This is a genomic window from Kitasatospora sp. NPDC001540, from assembly GCF_042894345.1.
GTDB classification, from domain to species: domain Bacteria; phylum Actinomycetota; class Actinomycetes; order Streptomycetales; family Streptomycetaceae; genus Kitasatospora; species Kitasatospora phosalacinea_C.
Map to the genome: position 1 here is coordinate 208,201 of NZ_JBIAVO010000006.1, position 13,720 is coordinate 221,920.

Below are 13,720 nucleotides of genomic sequence, written 5' to 3' on the forward strand. Positions count from 1 at the left end.
ATGTCGTGGTTCCGACGACGGGTTGAACGAATCGGCGTTCGGGGCGGGCCGCCTCTTCGCGCGGCTCTTCGAATAAGGTGCGTCTACCGCCCGGGCGTCCGGTCCGGGCGGTGGACCGTGCCGCCGACCGAAAGGTTCCGTCCCGTGATGCCCCTGTGGTCACGCGCTCAGCAGCAGGACTTCCGCAGCCGGGTCCGGGGCTGTCTGCTCGGCGGGGCGATCGGGGACGCGCTCGGCGGCGGCATCGAGTTCGAGCAGTTGGAGCAGATCCGCGAGGCGCACGGCGGGGCCGGGGTGACCGGCTACGTCCCCGCGTACGGGCGGCGCGGCGCGGTCACCGACGACACCCAGATGACCCTGTTCACCGTCGACGGCCTGATCCGCTCCCACGTCAACCGCGACGGCGGCGCCTGGCACCCGCCGTCCGACGTGCACCGCGCCTACCTGCGCTGGTACGCCACCCAGCAGGACTGGGGCCCGGACGAGCGCCGCACGGACCTGGGCTGGCTCGGCCGCCAGGAGTGGCTGTACGCCCGCCGCGCCCCCGGCCAGGCCTGCCTGTCCGGCCTGGCGGGCACCGAGAACGGGCCGCTGCCGACCGTCGAGGAGCCGCGCAACCCGGGTTCCAAGGGCTGCGGCACCGTGATGCGGGCCGCCCCGTTCGGGCTGCTCACCGCCTGGGACCCGGCCCTGGTCTTCCAGCTCGCCGTCGAGTGCTCGGTGCTGACCCACGGCCACCCCACCGGCTACCTGTCCGCCGGGGCGTTCGCGGTGATCGTCCACTCGGTGGCCCGCGGCGGCACCCCGGAGGAGGGCGTGCACCTGGCGCTGGCCCTGCTCTCCGAGCGCACCGGCCACGAGGAGACCACCGCCGCCCTGCGCGCCGCGCTGGACGCGGTGCGGGCCGGGGCGCCGTCCCCCGAGCGGGTCGAGGAGCTCGGCGAGGGCTGGGTCGCCGAGGAGGCGCTCGCCATCGGCCTGTACTGCGCGCTGGTCGCCGAGGACGTCCGCAGCGGCCTGCTGCTGGCCGTCAACCACTCCGGCGACAGCGACTCCACCGGCTCGATCTGCGGCAACCTGCTGGGCGCCCTGCACGGCGAGACCGCCCTCCCGCCGGACCTGCTGGCCGAGCTGGAGGGCCGCGGCACGATCCTGGAACTCGCCGACGACCTGGTGCTGGAACTGCTGCACGGCCCCGAACTGCACGGCACCGAGGCCTGGGCCGAGCGCTACCCCGCCGCCACCGCCTGACCCGGCCGTCCCGGCCGTTTCGACCCCGGACGCGCAGGTGCCCGCCGCGCGGGAAGCGGCGGGCACCTGCGTGCGGTCCTGCGGTGGGTCAGACCTCGCCGAAGCGGCCCGCACCGGCCGCCGCGGCGAACGCGGCCCAGGACGCTCCGGTGAAGCGCAACTGCGGGCCCTGCGGGTCCTTGGAGTCGCGGACCGCGATCGAGGCCGAACCCGGTACGGCGATCTCCACGCAGGCGCCGTTGCCCCCGCTGTAGCTGCTCTTGCGCCAGGTCAGGCTCTCGGTGGCCTTGCTCATTTCATGAACTCCTCTGCGATGGTGGCGATCATCGACCGACTCTCCGCGACGCTCAGCGCCGCGGCCCTCAGGTGGTCGTACAGATTGGTATAGCGGCGTACGTCGGCTTCCTTCTCCAGGTAGAGATCGCTCGTCACTCCTTCGAAGTAGACGACCGTCGAATCCGCTGACTCGGGGAACTCCAGCAAGGAGAATGTCCCGGTCATGCCGGGGTGCGAGCCGTGGGTGAACGGGATGACCTGCAAGTTGATGTTCGCCCGCTCGCCCAGTTCCACGAGTTGGTACAACTGCTCGGCCATCACCCGCTTGCCGCCGACCTGGCGGCGCAGCACGGCCTCGTCTATGACGACCCACAGGCTGCCCAGTTGGTCCTCGCCGTGGATCCGGTGCTGCCGCTTCAGCCGGACGTCCACCCGGCGCCGGATCGCGGTCGGGTCGGTGTCCGGCTGGGTGCCCGCGACCACCGCCTCCGCGTACTCGCGGGTCTGCAGCAGCCCCGGCACGAACGAGGACTCGTAGGCCCGGATCGAGGAGGCCTCCGCCTCCAGCCCGATGTACACGCTGTACGGGATGTCCCCGAACTCGTGCCACCAGCCGCGCTGGCGCGACTCCTTGGCCATCTCCATCAGCCCGGTGCGGACCCGCTCGTCCTCGACCTCGTAGACGTCGCACAGGTCGCGCACGTCGCGCTGGCTGATCGAGCGGCGGCCGTTCTCCAGTCGGCTGATCTTCGACTGGGAGACCATCAGGCGGCCGGCCACCTCTTCGGCGGTCATCCCCCTGAGTTCGCGCAGGCGCCGCAGTTCGGCACCGAGCCTGCGGCGGCGAACCGTCGGGTTCACGCTGGCGGACACATCGACCTCCGGCCCTACTTCTGGCAACAGTGCGGTAATTGGTACCAACCCCCCTGACGCTGTGCAGCATGCCACCTCAACTGCGGTCCGTGCCCAGGAATCGCAGTACCGCAGTGGAACAGATCATTTGAAAATAGCTCAATCGGGATGCCTGCCCTTGCCAACGGCGCGCCCACCCGCTAATGGGGATTCCGTGCGATGAACGGCACTTGGGGGGCCTCCGGGCCCGGGAACGACCGAGGGCGGGGGGGGGGGGGGGGGGGGGGCGGGCCCGCCCCCCCCCCCCCCCCCCCCGCCGGCGGCCGGGGGGGGGGGGGGGGGGGGGGGGGGTGGGGGGGGGGGTGGGGGGGGGGGGGGCCGCGGGGGGGGGGGGGGGGGGGGGGGGGCCCCCCCCCCCCCCCCCCCCCCGCCCTCTGGTCGAACCGAACGCTAACGGCGTGCGCCGCTCATCGCGCGCCCACCCGACTGGCCACGCCGCGCCCCGCGGCGGCGGGACGACCGGCCGGACCGCGCGAACCCGCGGGCGCCGACCTGCCCTGCTGCTGCTGGGCGGGCAGACCGTTCTGCACGTCCATCACCGCGTGGGCCACCATCCCGCCCAGCGGGTCGTACCTGATCAGGTCCCGCAGCCGGGAGCGCGAGGAGCGCCCCTCGTTGCCCGGGTACAGGTGCTTGCCCAGGCCGACCGCGTGCGCCAGCGCCGCCAGCGCCGCCGTCCGCGGGTCCGGCGGCACGCCGGTGCGGATCGCCGTGTCCAGCCGCTGCTTGATCGCCGCGTTGGTGCAGTCGTCCGACGCCTGGTAGCGCGTCGTCGGCAGCACCCCGCAGACCTGCCCGGGCACCGCCGTCACCATGCCGCACCGCTCCAGGTGCGCCAGGTACGTCTGCCGCAGGCCCAGTCGCGGGCCGCCGATCCAGTGCGCGGCGCGCACCGGGCTGCCGCGCCGGCGCAGTAGTTCCAATGCGTGGTCAAGGGTCGGGTCGCCGGTCGGCCGTGGCACCACCACGGCGATCCGGTCCCCGTCCGGGACTATCCTTCCGGCCAAGGACAGCTCGACGAGCTGCGCCCCGGCAAGTCCGAGGTCGAGGGTCTGCGGCTGCGCGGTGGTACCCGTGGCCGGGTCCAGCGCGAGCAACAGGAGCTCCTCAGGAATGGTTCGACGGCCTCTGCCCATCCAAGCCTCCCCGCGTGGATGAATGACAGGGTGACGCCTCTCACACGGGCTTGTCGAGTACGCCTCCGAATCGTGACCTTGCCCGGACAGGCGGGAACCGCCGTCCGACGGCTCCGCGTCCCACCGGGCAACGCCCCGTACGGGCGGGAAAAACCGCCGGTCGGGCGGGGTACGACGGGCCCTTGCGGGCTCGGTGCCGGAGACTGTACAGGTGCTGGGCCGGGTCGAGAACCCGCCCGAAAAAAACCAGCTTGTGTGATCGGACCGGCGGTGCCGGGCGGACGAGGAGGAGTGGGTTACGTGGGCGAGTCCCCGAAGAGCGAGCGGCCCGACGGCGAGCAGCGGTCGGCCGGAACCGAGGAGACCCCGCGCGAACCCGGCGACAGCGCCGCGGGCAACGGCACCGTCCACCTGCGCGTCCGCGATGCGGACACCCGTGCCGGCGACCCCCGCCTCCCCGCCGACCTCCCCGAGTCCAGCGCCGCCCTCGCCGCCTCCCGTCCCACCCCTCAGGACGAGGACGTCCCGGAATCCGAGACGGAATCGACCGGCCCCCAGCCGACGATGACGCTGCGGCTGTCGGACCTCCCGGAGAAGGACGAGGAGGACGAGGAGGAGGACGCGCCCGCTGCGAAGCCCGAGCCGACGATGACGCTGCGGCTGTCGGACCTGCCGAAGGAGGAGGCCGAGGCCGCGGAGGCGGAGGCCGATGGCGAGGGCGTGCCCGCGCCTGCTGCGAAGTCCGGGGCGACGATGATGCTGCGGCTGTCGGACCTGCCGAAGGAGAAGGGCGAGGCCGGGGCCAGGGACGAGAAGGCGGAAGCCGGGGCGGAGGCCGATGGCGAGGGCGCGCCCGCGCCTGCTGCGAAGCCCGAGCCGACGATGACGCTGCGGGTCGACAAGGAGCGCCCCGAGCAGACCGTGATGCTGCGGCTGCCCAAGGAGGACCCCCGGAAGCCGGAGGCGAAGACGGCGCCGGTCGCGCCCGCGTCCGAGGCGGAGGCCAAGTCCAAGCCTGAGCCCAGGACCGAGCCGGTCGCCAAGGTGGCGAAGCCTGAGCCCAGGACCGAGCCGGTCGCCAAGGTGGCGAAGCCCGAGCCCAGGACCGAGCCGGTCGCCAAGGTGGCGAAGTCCGACCCCAGGACCGTGCCCCTGGCCGCTCCGGCTGCCGTGCCCGCCGCTGCCGCGGCTCCCGTCGCGCCCGCTGCCGCCGAGCCCGGGCCGGAGAGCACGATCGAGGCGCTGGAGGTGCTGAAGGGGCTGAGCGCCCGTCCGGTCTCCCCGTTGCGGCGGGCGTTGAAGCGGGTCGCGATCTGGGGCGCGTTCCTGGCGGTGGTGCTGGGCGTGCTGGTGGCGGCGCAGTTGCTGCGTCCGCTGCCGGCGCCGAAGGCGAAGCTCTCGTTGACGGACTCGTTCACCTTCGGCGGGGAGCGGCCGAACATCCCGTGGCCGACGAAGGGCCAGGCCGCGGCCGAGGTGGTGGGCGTGGGCAGCCTGGGGTCGTCGGGGGAGGAGACGCCCGTCCCGATCGCGTCGGTGACCAAGGTGATGAACGCGTACCTGATCCTGCAGGCGCACCCCCTGAAGAAGGGGGAGAGCGGCCCGGTGATCACGGTGGACCAGCAGGCCGCGCAGGAGTCCGGCAACGGCGACGAGTCGACGGTGACGCTGAAGGAGGGCCAGCAGCTCACCGAGTACGAGGCGCTGGAGATGCTGATGCTGCCGTCGGCCAACAACGTGGCCCGGCTGCTGGCGCGCTGGGACTCCGGCAGCGAGGCGGAGTTCGTGAAGAAGATGAACGCCACCGCCGCGCAGCTCGGCATGGTCAACACCACCTACGCGGACCCGGCCGGGTACGTCAACGACACCAAGTCGACCGCGAAGGACCAGCTGAAGCTGGCCGAGAAGGTCATGCAGATGGAGATCTTCAAGCAGATCGTCGCCGAGCCGGACACCCGGTTCAACGGGCAGCGGATCTACAACACCAACGCGCTGCTCGGGAAGAACGGCAACATCGGCGTGAAGACCGGCTCGTCGACGCCCGCGCAGTCCTGCCTGATGTGGGCGGCGGTCAAGGAGATCGGCGGCGAGCAGCGGATGATCCTCGGCGTGACGCTGGGCCAGCCGCAGACCAAGGAGGAGATGAGCCTGGTGCGCGCCGCCCAGCCGCCGAGCCAGCGGATCAACGTGGCCGCGCAGGCCGCGCTGGCCGGGCAGACGCTGGCCAGGAAGGGCGACGTGGTCGGCTACGTGGACGACGGCGTGGGCGGCAGGGTGCCGCTGGTCGCGGCGAAGGACCTGACCGTCGCGGGCTGGAACGGCGTCACCGCGCACCTGACCCTGACCCCGGTCGGGAAGATCGCGCACACCCTGGCGGCGGGCACCCAGGTCGGCACGCTGGCGGCGGGCGAGGGCGAGGGCCGGGTCGAGGTGCCGGTCACGCTGCGGTCGGACCTGGCCCCGGCGTCCATCGGCTCCCGGCTGCTGCGCCTCGGCTGAGGCCGGGGCCCGCGCCGCGGGGGTGACGCGCGAACCGGCCCGGACGATCCGTCCGGGCCGGTTCGGCGTTTCTCGGGGCGGGCCGCCGGGCCGGCCGCGGCCGGGCTACCAGCGGCCGGGCTACCAGCGGCCGCGCTCGGTGCGGGTGCCGAGGCGGCGGGCGAGGGCGGGTTCCTCGGAGAGCACCCGGCCGAGGACCAGGGCCAGGGTGACGGCGCTGAACAGGGCGATCAGCCAGGACAGCGCGGTGAACACCACCCCGTACGGACCGAACTTGTCCACCGAGGCGGTCATCGCGTGCGGCAGGTAGACCTTCGAGGCGATGCCGAGGCCGACCTCGGCGAGGCCGCACAGCAGGGCGCCGGGCAGCAGCGGGTACCAGCGGATCCGGGCGCCGAGCAGCAGGTGCTGGGTCCACCACCACACGGCGGTGGAGGCCACGAAGGTCAGCGGGAGGCCCAGCCACAGGCCGGCGCCGAAGCCCTTGCGCATCGGGACCTGCACGACCAGGAACACCAGCCAGCCCAGCAGCCACACCACCCAGCGCCACAGGGCCAGCCGGGCGCTGTTCTTCGGCATCTCCCACGCCCGCTCGCAGACCCGCTGCAGGGCCCGGCTGAGCGCGGTCGCGGAGGCCAGGGTGACCAGTGCGCCGAGCGCCCCGATGCTCTGGGTGGTGCCGTCGACCTGGGCGCTCATCAGCTGCTGGACCTGCTGCTGGGCGGGGCCCACCAGGCCGAGCTGCTCGCGCAGCGAGCCGGTGACGCTCTGCTTCAGCGTGGCGGGGGCGAACACCGCGACCACGAACAGGGCCGGCAGCGCGGACAGGAAGGCCTGCGCGGCCAGCCGGGTCGCGTTGTCCAGCAGGTTGACCCGGATCAGGTTGCTGACGGCCCGCCCGACCAGCGGGATCCGCTCGGGGGCGCCCTTGGCGGACTCCGTCAGCCGGGCCGCCCGCTGCTTCGCCGACTCCCACCGGCCGGGGGCCGGGTCCTGCTCCGCTCGTCGCAGTGACTCTGTCACGCCGCAACCTCCGCAAGCTCCGCCGGGCCGGGAACCTCCATCGTCACCCGGCCCGCGGGGCGGAGCCCGGCGCCTACTTCTTCCGGGTGAGCTTGGCGATCCGGTCGTTCACGCCCCAGGCGGTGACCCGCCACAGCGCCTCGACCACGATGTTGCGGCTCATCTTCGAGGCGCCGTGCTCGCGCTCGACGAAGGTGATCGGCACCTCGGCGACCTTGAACCCGGCCTTCACCGCGCGCCAGGCCAGGTCGACCTGGAAGCAGTAGCCCTGCGAGGCGACCTGGTCCATGCCGAGGCCGAGCAGGGTCTCCTTGCGGAAGGCCCGGTAGCCGCCGGTGACGTCCCGGATCGGCACGTCCAGCATCAGCCGGGAGTACGTGGAGCCGCCCTTGGACAGCAGCAGCCGCGACTTCGGCCAGTTCACCACCGCGCCGCCGGGCACCCAGCGCGAGCCCAGCACCAGGTCCGCGCTGCGCAGCGCGGTCAGCAGCCGGGGCAGTTCCTCGGGCTGGTGCGAGCCGTCCGCGTCCATCTCGACCAGCACGTCGTAGCCGTCGTCGATGCCCCAGCGGAACCCGGCCAGGTAGGCCGCGCCGAGGCCCTCCTTGCCCTTGCGGTGCAGCACCTTCACGTGGTCGTCGTCGGCGGCGAGGGCGTCGGCGAGCTTGCCGGTGCCGTCCGGGCTGTTGTCGTCGGCGACCAGGACGTGCGCCTCGGGGACGGCGGCGCGGACGCGGGACACGATCCGTTCGACGTTCTCGGCCTCGTTGTAGGTCGGGATGATCACCAGGATCCTGCCGAGGCCGGCGAACGGGGTCTCCGGGGAGGTGCTCACAGATGGGGGCCTTTCACGAGCGGCTGACCAGGGCGGCGTACATGCGCGTGCCCCCACGGTAGGCCACCGCGCGGGGTGCTCCGGGCACCGGCGGCGCGGTCGCGACGGCGGACGCCGCCGCCCGGACCGCGGCGGGCGCGTCAGCCCGCCGGAGCGCTTCGGGCCGGCGTACCCCGGACCTGACCGGACAGCAGGCGGTTCCTACTTCTACGGCACGGCGCCGTATCGCGCCCATGGATCCGGCTACTTCGCACCCGGCCCCTCCGGCCCGGCCGCCCGCCGGCCCTCCCTCCCGTCCTCCCGGAAACGGGGCACCGGGACGGGGAGCCGATCCGCTAGGCTGTGAGCCGGTCCGCTGACCGCCCGCCTCAGTAGCTCAGGGGATAGAGCACGGCTCTCCTAAAGCCGGTGTCGCAGGTTCGATTCCTGTCTGGGGCACGCGCACCACCGCAGGCCCCCACCCGTCCGGGTGGGGGCCTGCGGCGTTCGCGGACGGGGGTTGCGTCGGGGGCGGAAGGGCGTCACCCTGGGGTCAGTAAGGGTTTTGAATGCTTACACCGTCGTGCCGGGGGAGACCCCGCGCCCGCACCTCCAGGAGCGCACCGTGACCGGACAACTCGCCTTACCCCTCCCGGCCGCCGCCGGGCCGCTGGTCGGCCGGAGCGGGAAGGAGCACACCCCGCGGTTCAAGTGGGGCGTCCTCGGCATCGGGATCGCCGCGCAGGCCGCGTTCAGCGCCGCCTTCCAGGGCCTGCCGACCGCCGGTCCGCTGCTGCAGGACGCCTACCGGCTCACCCCCTCGCAGCTCGGGCTGGTGCTGGCCGCGGTCACCTGCGGGGCGTTCGCCACCGATGTGTTCTGGGGGCTGGCCGCGGACCGGATCGGTGAGCGCAGGGTGCTGATCACCGGCCTGACCGGCACCACCCTGGCGCTCGCCGCCGCGACCCTGTTCCTCACCCCCACCGCGGGCGCCGTCCCCTCGTACGCGGCGCTGGCGGTGGTGCTCTTCCTCGCGGGCTGCCTCGGCGGTTCCGTCAACGGGGCGTCCGGCCGGGCGGTGATGGGCTGGTTCCCGGCCCGCCAGCGCGGTTTCGCGATCAGCCTCCGGGTGGCCGCCGTCCCGGCGGGCGGGGCGGTCGGCGCGGCCGTGCTGCCCCCGCTCGCGGTGGACGGCGGCTTCCGCTGGGTCTTCGCCTTCCTGACGGCCTGCTCGCTGCTGGCCGCCCTCGCCGTGGCGCTCTGGCTGGACGAGCCCCCGGCGGCCGGAGCGACGGGCCGGGACGGCACGGCGCCGCAGGCGCCCAACCCGCTGCGGCGCAAGGACATCTGGCGGGTGGCCGGCGTCGCCTTCCTGCTCGACCTGCCGCAGTTCACCGTGCTCACCTTCGGCTCGGTCTTCCTGCACACCGTCGAGCACGTGCCGTTGGGCACGATCGCCGTCCTGCTGGTCGCCGTGCAGGTGCTCAGCGGCGTCTCCCGGGTCTGGGGCGGACGCTGGACCGACCGCCGCGGCGGACGCCACCGCCGCACCCTGGTCACCGTCTACAGCTGGACCATCGCCGCCGGGTTCACCGCCACCGCCCTCCTGGAGTCCGGACCGTCCTGGCTGGTCGCCGGACTGCTGGTGGTCTCCGGCGTCCTCGCCTGCGGCTGGCACGGCGTGCACTACGCCGAGATCGCCACCATGGCCGGGCCCGAACGGGTGGGCGCCGCACTGGGGTTGGAGAACACCCTGGTCTTCGCGGGCGCCTTCGTCACCCCGCTGCTGGTCCCCGCCGTGCTGTCCGCCGCGTCCTGGCCGGCGGTGCTGCTGCTGGTCGGCGCGCTCCCGGCCGCGCTGGCGGCGCTCGTCATGCCGCGCGAACCGAAGCTCCCGGCGCGGGCGTGACCGCCCACGCCCCCCGCGCCCGCCGCGCCGTGGCAGCATCGCCCCCTGGAGCCGGTGACCCGGCCCCCGAACAGGAGAAGGAGAACGTCCCGTGAGCACCAGCACCGACCTGCGCTTCGACACCGGCCGGATCTGCCTCGACCTGCTGGCCACCGTCGGCGGCAACCTCTCGTCGAGCCCGGTCGAACGGCTCGACGGCGTCGCCCGCCTGGACGCCTGGCTGCGCGGCGCGGGCGTGGTGCCCGCCGGGGAACCGCTCGACCTGGACGCCGGGGCACCGGACGCCTTCCGCGCCCTGCGCACCCGCCTCCACCGGATCGTCCACGCCGAACTCGACGGCACCGGCGCCACCGAGGACGACCTGGCCGCGCTCAACCGCACCGCCGCGACCGGCCCGCTCGCGCTGCGCCTGGCCCGCACCCCCGGGGCGGGCCTGCACTGCCGGACGGCCACCCCGCCCGTCCTCGCCGACCTGCTCGGGGCCGTCGCCCAGGACGCCGTCCGGCTGCTCGGCTCCCCGGACCGCGAGCTGCTGCGCGAGTGCGAGGGCCCGACCTGCGACCTGGTCTACCTGGACGCCTCGCGCGGCCGCCGCCGCCGCTGGTGCTCCGCCTCGGCCTGCGCCAACCGCCACTACGTGGCCGCCCACCGGGCCCGCAAGGCGGAGGCGTCCGGGCCGTCCGCCCCGGCGGACTGACCCGGAGGGCCGCCGGGGCGGGGGCGCCGGCGGGGTGGGCCGGGCGGAGGAGCCGTGACGCTGTCCGCAGATTTGCCTAGCAGGCAACCCTGTTCTTGAAACGTCAACAGTCTGTTTAGGATCCTGGGAACGCGTATCCGCTGCTCAGGAAGGTTCCGCATGCCCACCACCCCGAACGCCGCCTCGCTGGGACGCCGGACGTGGCACGCGATGCGGGCCGGGAGCTTTGCCATGGGGGCACTGCTGGTCCTGGTCGCGGTCGGCGTGGCGCTGCACCAGCCGGTGCTGATCCCGCCGCTGGCGGCGAGCGCGGCGCTGGTGCACGGTGCGCCCGGGCTGCCGATCTCGCAGCCGCGGAACCTGGTGGGCGGGCAGTTGCTGTCCGCCGTGGTGGGGTTCCTGGTGCTCGCGGTGGCCGGGCCGGGGCCGTGGGCGGCGGCGGTGGCGGGCGGGCTGGCGCTGGTGGCGATGCTGCTCGCGCACGTGCCGCACTCGCCCGCGGCGGCGACCGCGGTGATCGTGGTGCTGCAGTCGCCGCGGCCGGTGGTCTTCCTGCCGCTGCTGGCCCTGGCCACCGCCGTCCTGGTGCTGTTCGGCCTGCTGCCGCACCGGGTCGGCGGCCATCCGGTGCGCTACCCCGCGGCCTGGTGAAGCGCCCCGGGGGTCAGCGCCGCTCGACGGGCGGCGGGGCGGTCGGGAGCGCGGGCAGCCGGACGTCGACCACGGTGGTGCGGGCGCCCGGCCCGGAGCCCTCCGCGGCGGGGAGTTCGGCCCAGACGACCTTGCCCTGCGGCGGGGTGCGGTAGTAGCCCCAGCGGGAGGAGAGTTCGCCGACCAGATGCAGGCCGCGGCCGCCGGTCGCGTCGGGGCCGGCCGTCCGGGGGCGGGGCGGACACGGGTCCCGGTCGCCGACCTGGACCAGCAGCGCGCCGTCCTGGAGCACCAGGGAGAGGGTGAACCCGTTCGGGTCGCAGCGGGCCCGGACCGCGTTGGTGGCCAGCTCGGAGACCACCAACCGGGCGGCGTCGGAGAGTTCGACCCGGGCCTGCCAGCACTGCAGCACCTGCGCGGTGTGGCGGCGGGCTCCGGCGACCGACTCGGGGGTGCTGTCGAGCGTCAACAGGCTGAGTCGCGGTCGACTTCGGGACATCACGGGCCTCCGGTGGGTGGCGGGCAGGGAGCAGGACGGGACGCCAGGCCCACGACAGGGGGCGGCCCGCACCATTCAGCATCCGGTGACCGGCCGACGGCCCGCCACGGTCGGAAGTCCCCAGGTGGAGGGGCACTTCGGGACGGGCGGGTCGGTCGGAGGCGAGGCGGCGGCGCTCACCGGCGGCAGTGGACGGCCGCGACGCGCGGGCGGTCGGCGGCGGGTCAGCCGCGGCGCGGCTCCCAGCGCATCAGGCGCCGGGAGAGCACCGCGGCCGCGGCCAGCCAGGCGGCGAGCAGCAGCAGCGACGGCCCGGCGGACGTCCAGCCGTGCACCAGGTCCAGGTGCCGCAGCGGGCCGCCCGCCCAGGTCTCCGCGCCGAACTCGCGGCCGAACCAGGCGGTGCGCAGCCCCCGGACCACCGGGGAGAGCGGCAGCGCGCCGGACGGCCCCCGCAGCCAGTCGGGCAGGCCCGCGACCGGGGTGAACACGCCCGCGCCGAACATGCACAGCACCAGCACCGGCGTCGCCACCAGCGGCGCGGACTCCGTCGAGGGCGTCACCCCCGACAGGGCCACCGCCAGCACCGAGAACAGCAGGTGGCCGCCGAGCAGGACGAGCAGCAGCAGCACCGGGTCGGCGGGCAGCGGCGCCCCGAACCAGCCGACCGCGACGCCGCCCAGCACCAGCGCCTGGATCAGCACCACCACCCCGCCCGCGCCCACCTGCCCGGCCAGGACCGCGCTCGGCGGGCACTCGGTGCCGCGCAGCCGCTTCAGCACCAGCTCCTCGCGGCGCGACACCACGCTGCCCAGCAGGTTGACGAACGAGGTGACCAGGGCCAGCCCGAGCAGCCCCACCGCCACGTACCCGGCGGCGTTCACCCCGCCGATCTCCTTCCCGCGCAGCGGTGCGGCGATCACCAGGTTGAGCAGCACCGGCAGCAGGAACCCGATGAAGGTGGAGCGCCGGTTGCGCCAGAACACCTTCCAGGACAGGGCGAACTGCCCCTTGGCGTAAGCGGACCAGCTCATCGGGACGCTCCCGTCGGAATGGGTGAGTGGCGGTCGGCGAGGTCGAGGAAGACGTCCTCCAGCGAGCCGGAGCGCACCTCCAGGCCGTCTAGTTCGACGCCGTGGGAGGCCGCCCAGGCGTGCAGCGCGGCCAGTGCGGGCGCCGAGCGGGGCACCCGGTAGAGGGCCCGGCCGTCCGCCAACGAGGGGGCGGCGCCCAGCAGTTCGGGCAGCGCGGCGAGGTCGCGGCCGGGCGGCAGCGGCAGGCTGATCAGGTCGCCGCGGCCGGACAGCACCTGGGCGACGGTGCCCGCGGCGGCGATCACCCCGCGGTCCATGACGACCACCCGGTCGGCCAACTGCTGGGCCTCCTCCAGGTAGTGGGTGGTCAGCAGCACCGTGGTGCCCGCCGCGCGCAGCTCCTCGACCAGCTGCCAGGTGGCGCGCCGGGCCTCCGGGTCCATGCCGGTGGTCGGCTCGTCCAGGAACAGCAGCTCCGGGTCGTTCAGCACGGCCAGCGCCAGGTCCAGGCGGCGGCGCTCGCCGCCGGACAGCTGGGCGACCCGGGTGCCGGCCTTCGCCTCCAGGCCGACCTTCGCCAGCACCTCGGCGGTCGGCCGGGCCCGGCTGGTGAAGGAGCGCCAGCAGTCCACGGTCTCCTTGACCGTCAACTCCTTGAAGAACCCGCCCTCCTGGAGCATCACGCCGGTGCGGCGGCGGACCTGCGGGCCCGCCGCGAACGGGTCCAGGCCGAGGACCCGGACCCGGCCCGAGGTCGGCGGGTGGTACCCCTCCAGCACCTCCAGGGTGCTGGTCTTGCCCGCGCCGTTGGTGCCGATCAGGGCGAACAGCTCGCCGCGGGCGATGGAGAAGGAGATGCCGCGCACCGCCTCGTATTCTCCGTAACTGCGCCGCAGATCCACTACCTCCACGGCCGGTGATTTCTCGGAAAGAGGTGTCATGCATGCAGCGTGACGGGTGCGGGCCGGGAACGGCAAGTAGCGTATCGCCGCAGGTCAGAACACATGCAAAATGTCATA

13 protein-coding genes and 1 tRNA gene are annotated in these 13,720 nt (G+C 74.2%); 6 read left to right on the forward strand and 8 right to left on the reverse strand.

The window, feature by feature from the left end; genetic code table 11:
- The first annotated feature begins 147 nt into the window (after window positions 1–147).
- A complete protein-coding gene (locus tag ACFY00_RS10890) occupies window positions 148–1,251 on the forward strand; it encodes an ADP-ribosylglycohydrolase family protein (RefSeq protein ID WP_388029635.1) in 1,104 nt (367 codons plus the stop codon).
- A gap of 88 nt (window positions 1,252–1,339) precedes the next feature.
- Here ACFY00_RS10890 and ACFY00_RS10895 read toward each other — a convergent pair whose 3' ends face one another.
- The 3 genes from ACFY00_RS10895 to ACFY00_RS10905 all read right to left on the reverse strand — a co-directional run bounded on the left by ACFY00_RS10895 (window position 1,340) and on the right by ACFY00_RS10905 (window position 3,575).
- Window positions 1,340–1,546 (reverse strand): DUF397 domain-containing protein, encoded by a 207-nt coding sequence (locus ACFY00_RS10895; protein WP_388029637.1) that lies wholly within the window; start codon window positions 1,544–1,546, stop codon window positions 1,340–1,342.
- A complete protein-coding gene (locus ACFY00_RS10900; protein ID WP_388029639.1) occupies window positions 1,543–2,400 on the reverse strand; it encodes a helix-turn-helix domain-containing protein in 858 nt (285 codons plus the stop codon). The genes ACFY00_RS10895 and ACFY00_RS10900 overlap by 4 nt, the downstream gene beginning before the upstream one ends.
- Window positions 2,401–2,846: 446 nt before the next feature.
- Complete coding sequence (locus ACFY00_RS10905; protein ID WP_388029641.1) at window positions 2,847–3,575, reverse strand: GPP34 family phosphoprotein; 729 nt, start codon at window positions 3,573–3,575, stop codon at window positions 2,847–2,849.
- Window positions 3,576–3,875: 300 nt separating this feature from the next.
- Between ACFY00_RS10905 and ACFY00_RS10910 the strand changes: the two genes are divergently transcribed.
- A complete protein-coding gene (locus ACFY00_RS10910) occupies window positions 3,876–6,074 on the forward strand; it encodes a serine hydrolase (RefSeq protein WP_388029643.1) in 2,199 nt (732 codons plus the stop codon).
- Window positions 6,075–6,194: 120 nt separating this feature from the next.
- On the opposite strand, the gene ACFY00_RS10915 is transcribed toward ACFY00_RS10910, so the two are convergent.
- A complete protein-coding gene (locus ACFY00_RS10915) occupies window positions 6,195–7,097 on the reverse strand; it encodes a YhjD/YihY/BrkB family envelope integrity protein (protein ID WP_388029646.1) in 903 nt (300 codons plus the stop codon).
- A 73-nt stretch (window positions 7,098–7,170) separates the two neighbouring features.
- Window positions 7,171–7,932, reverse strand: coding sequence for a polyprenol monophosphomannose synthase (locus ACFY00_RS10920; protein ID WP_388029649.1), 762 nt, complete (start codon window positions 7,930–7,932; stop codon window positions 7,171–7,173).
- A gap of 365 nt (window positions 7,933–8,297) precedes the next feature.
- Here ACFY00_RS10920 and ACFY00_RS10925 point away from each other — a divergent pair.
- From ACFY00_RS10925 to ACFY00_RS10940, 4 genes are all read left to right on the forward strand, one after another.
- Window positions 8,298–8,370: transfer RNA gene (locus ACFY00_RS10925), tRNA-Arg, on the forward strand.
- Window positions 8,371–8,536: 166 nt separating this feature from the next.
- Window positions 8,537–9,820 (forward strand): MFS transporter, encoded by a 1,284-nt coding sequence (locus ACFY00_RS10930; protein ID WP_388029651.1) that lies wholly within the window; start codon window positions 8,537–8,539, stop codon window positions 9,818–9,820.
- Between the two features lie 91 nt (window positions 9,821–9,911).
- The gene (locus tag ACFY00_RS10935; RefSeq protein WP_388029653.1) at window positions 9,912–10,517 is read left to right on the forward strand and encodes a CGNR zinc finger domain-containing protein; all 606 of its coding nucleotides are present in this window, start codon (window positions 9,912–9,914) and stop codon (window positions 10,515–10,517) included.
- A 159-nt stretch (window positions 10,518–10,676) separates the two neighbouring features.
- Window positions 10,677–11,168, forward strand: coding sequence for an HPP family protein (locus tag ACFY00_RS10940; RefSeq protein WP_388029654.1), 492 nt, complete (start codon window positions 10,677–10,679; stop codon window positions 11,166–11,168).
- Window positions 11,169–11,181: 13 nt separating this feature from the next.
- Here ACFY00_RS10940 and ACFY00_RS10945 read toward each other — a convergent pair whose 3' ends face one another.
- The 3 genes from ACFY00_RS10945 to ACFY00_RS10955 all read right to left on the reverse strand — a co-directional run bounded on the left by ACFY00_RS10945 (window position 11,182) and on the right by ACFY00_RS10955 (window position 13,642).
- Entirely contained in the window at window positions 11,182–11,667 is a 486-nt protein-coding gene (locus ACFY00_RS10945; protein ID WP_388029656.1) for an ATP-binding protein, read from the reverse strand.
- A gap of 224 nt (window positions 11,668–11,891) precedes the next feature.
- Window positions 11,892–12,701: an ABC transporter permease gene (locus ACFY00_RS10950; protein ID WP_388029657.1), complete on the reverse strand. Its 810-nt coding sequence runs from the start codon at window positions 12,699–12,701 to the stop codon at window positions 11,892–11,894.
- Window positions 12,698–13,642, reverse strand: coding sequence for an ABC transporter ATP-binding protein (locus ACFY00_RS10955; protein WP_388029659.1), 945 nt, complete (start codon window positions 13,640–13,642; stop codon window positions 12,698–12,700). Before ACFY00_RS10955 ends, ACFY00_RS10950 begins: the two co-directional genes overlap by 4 nt.
- Between the last annotated feature and the right edge of the window lie 78 nt (window positions 13,643–13,720).

What these genes read in the sequence shown, in the direction of transcription:
- ACFY00_RS10890 (WP_388029635.1), top strand. Translation starts at nt 148, where the DNA reads ATGCCCCTGTGGTCACGCGCTCAGCAGCAGGACTTCCGCAGCCGGGTC.
- ACFY00_RS10895 (WP_388029637.1), bottom strand. Translation starts at nt 1,546, where the DNA reads ATGAGCAAGGCCACCGAGAGCCTGACCTGGCGCAAGAGCAGCTACAGC.
- ACFY00_RS10905 (WP_388029641.1), bottom strand. Translation starts at nt 3,575, where the DNA reads ATGGGCAGAGGCCGTCGAACCATTCCTGAGGAGCTCCTGTTGCTCGCG.
- ACFY00_RS10940 (WP_388029654.1), top strand. Translation starts at nt 10,677, where the DNA reads ATGCCCACCACCCCGAACGCCGCCTCGCTGGGACGCCGGACGTGGCAC.
- ACFY00_RS10945 (WP_388029656.1), bottom strand. Translation starts at nt 11,667, where the DNA reads ATGTCCCGAAGTCGACCGCGACTCAGCCTGTTGACGCTCGACAGCACC.
- ACFY00_RS10950 (WP_388029657.1), bottom strand. Translation starts at nt 12,701, where the DNA reads ATGAGCTGGTCCGCTTACGCCAAGGGGCAGTTCGCCCTGTCCTGGAAG.
- ACFY00_RS10955 (WP_388029659.1), bottom strand. Translation starts at nt 13,642, where the DNA reads ATGACACCTCTTTCCGAGAAATCACCGGCCGTGGAGGTAGTGGATCTG.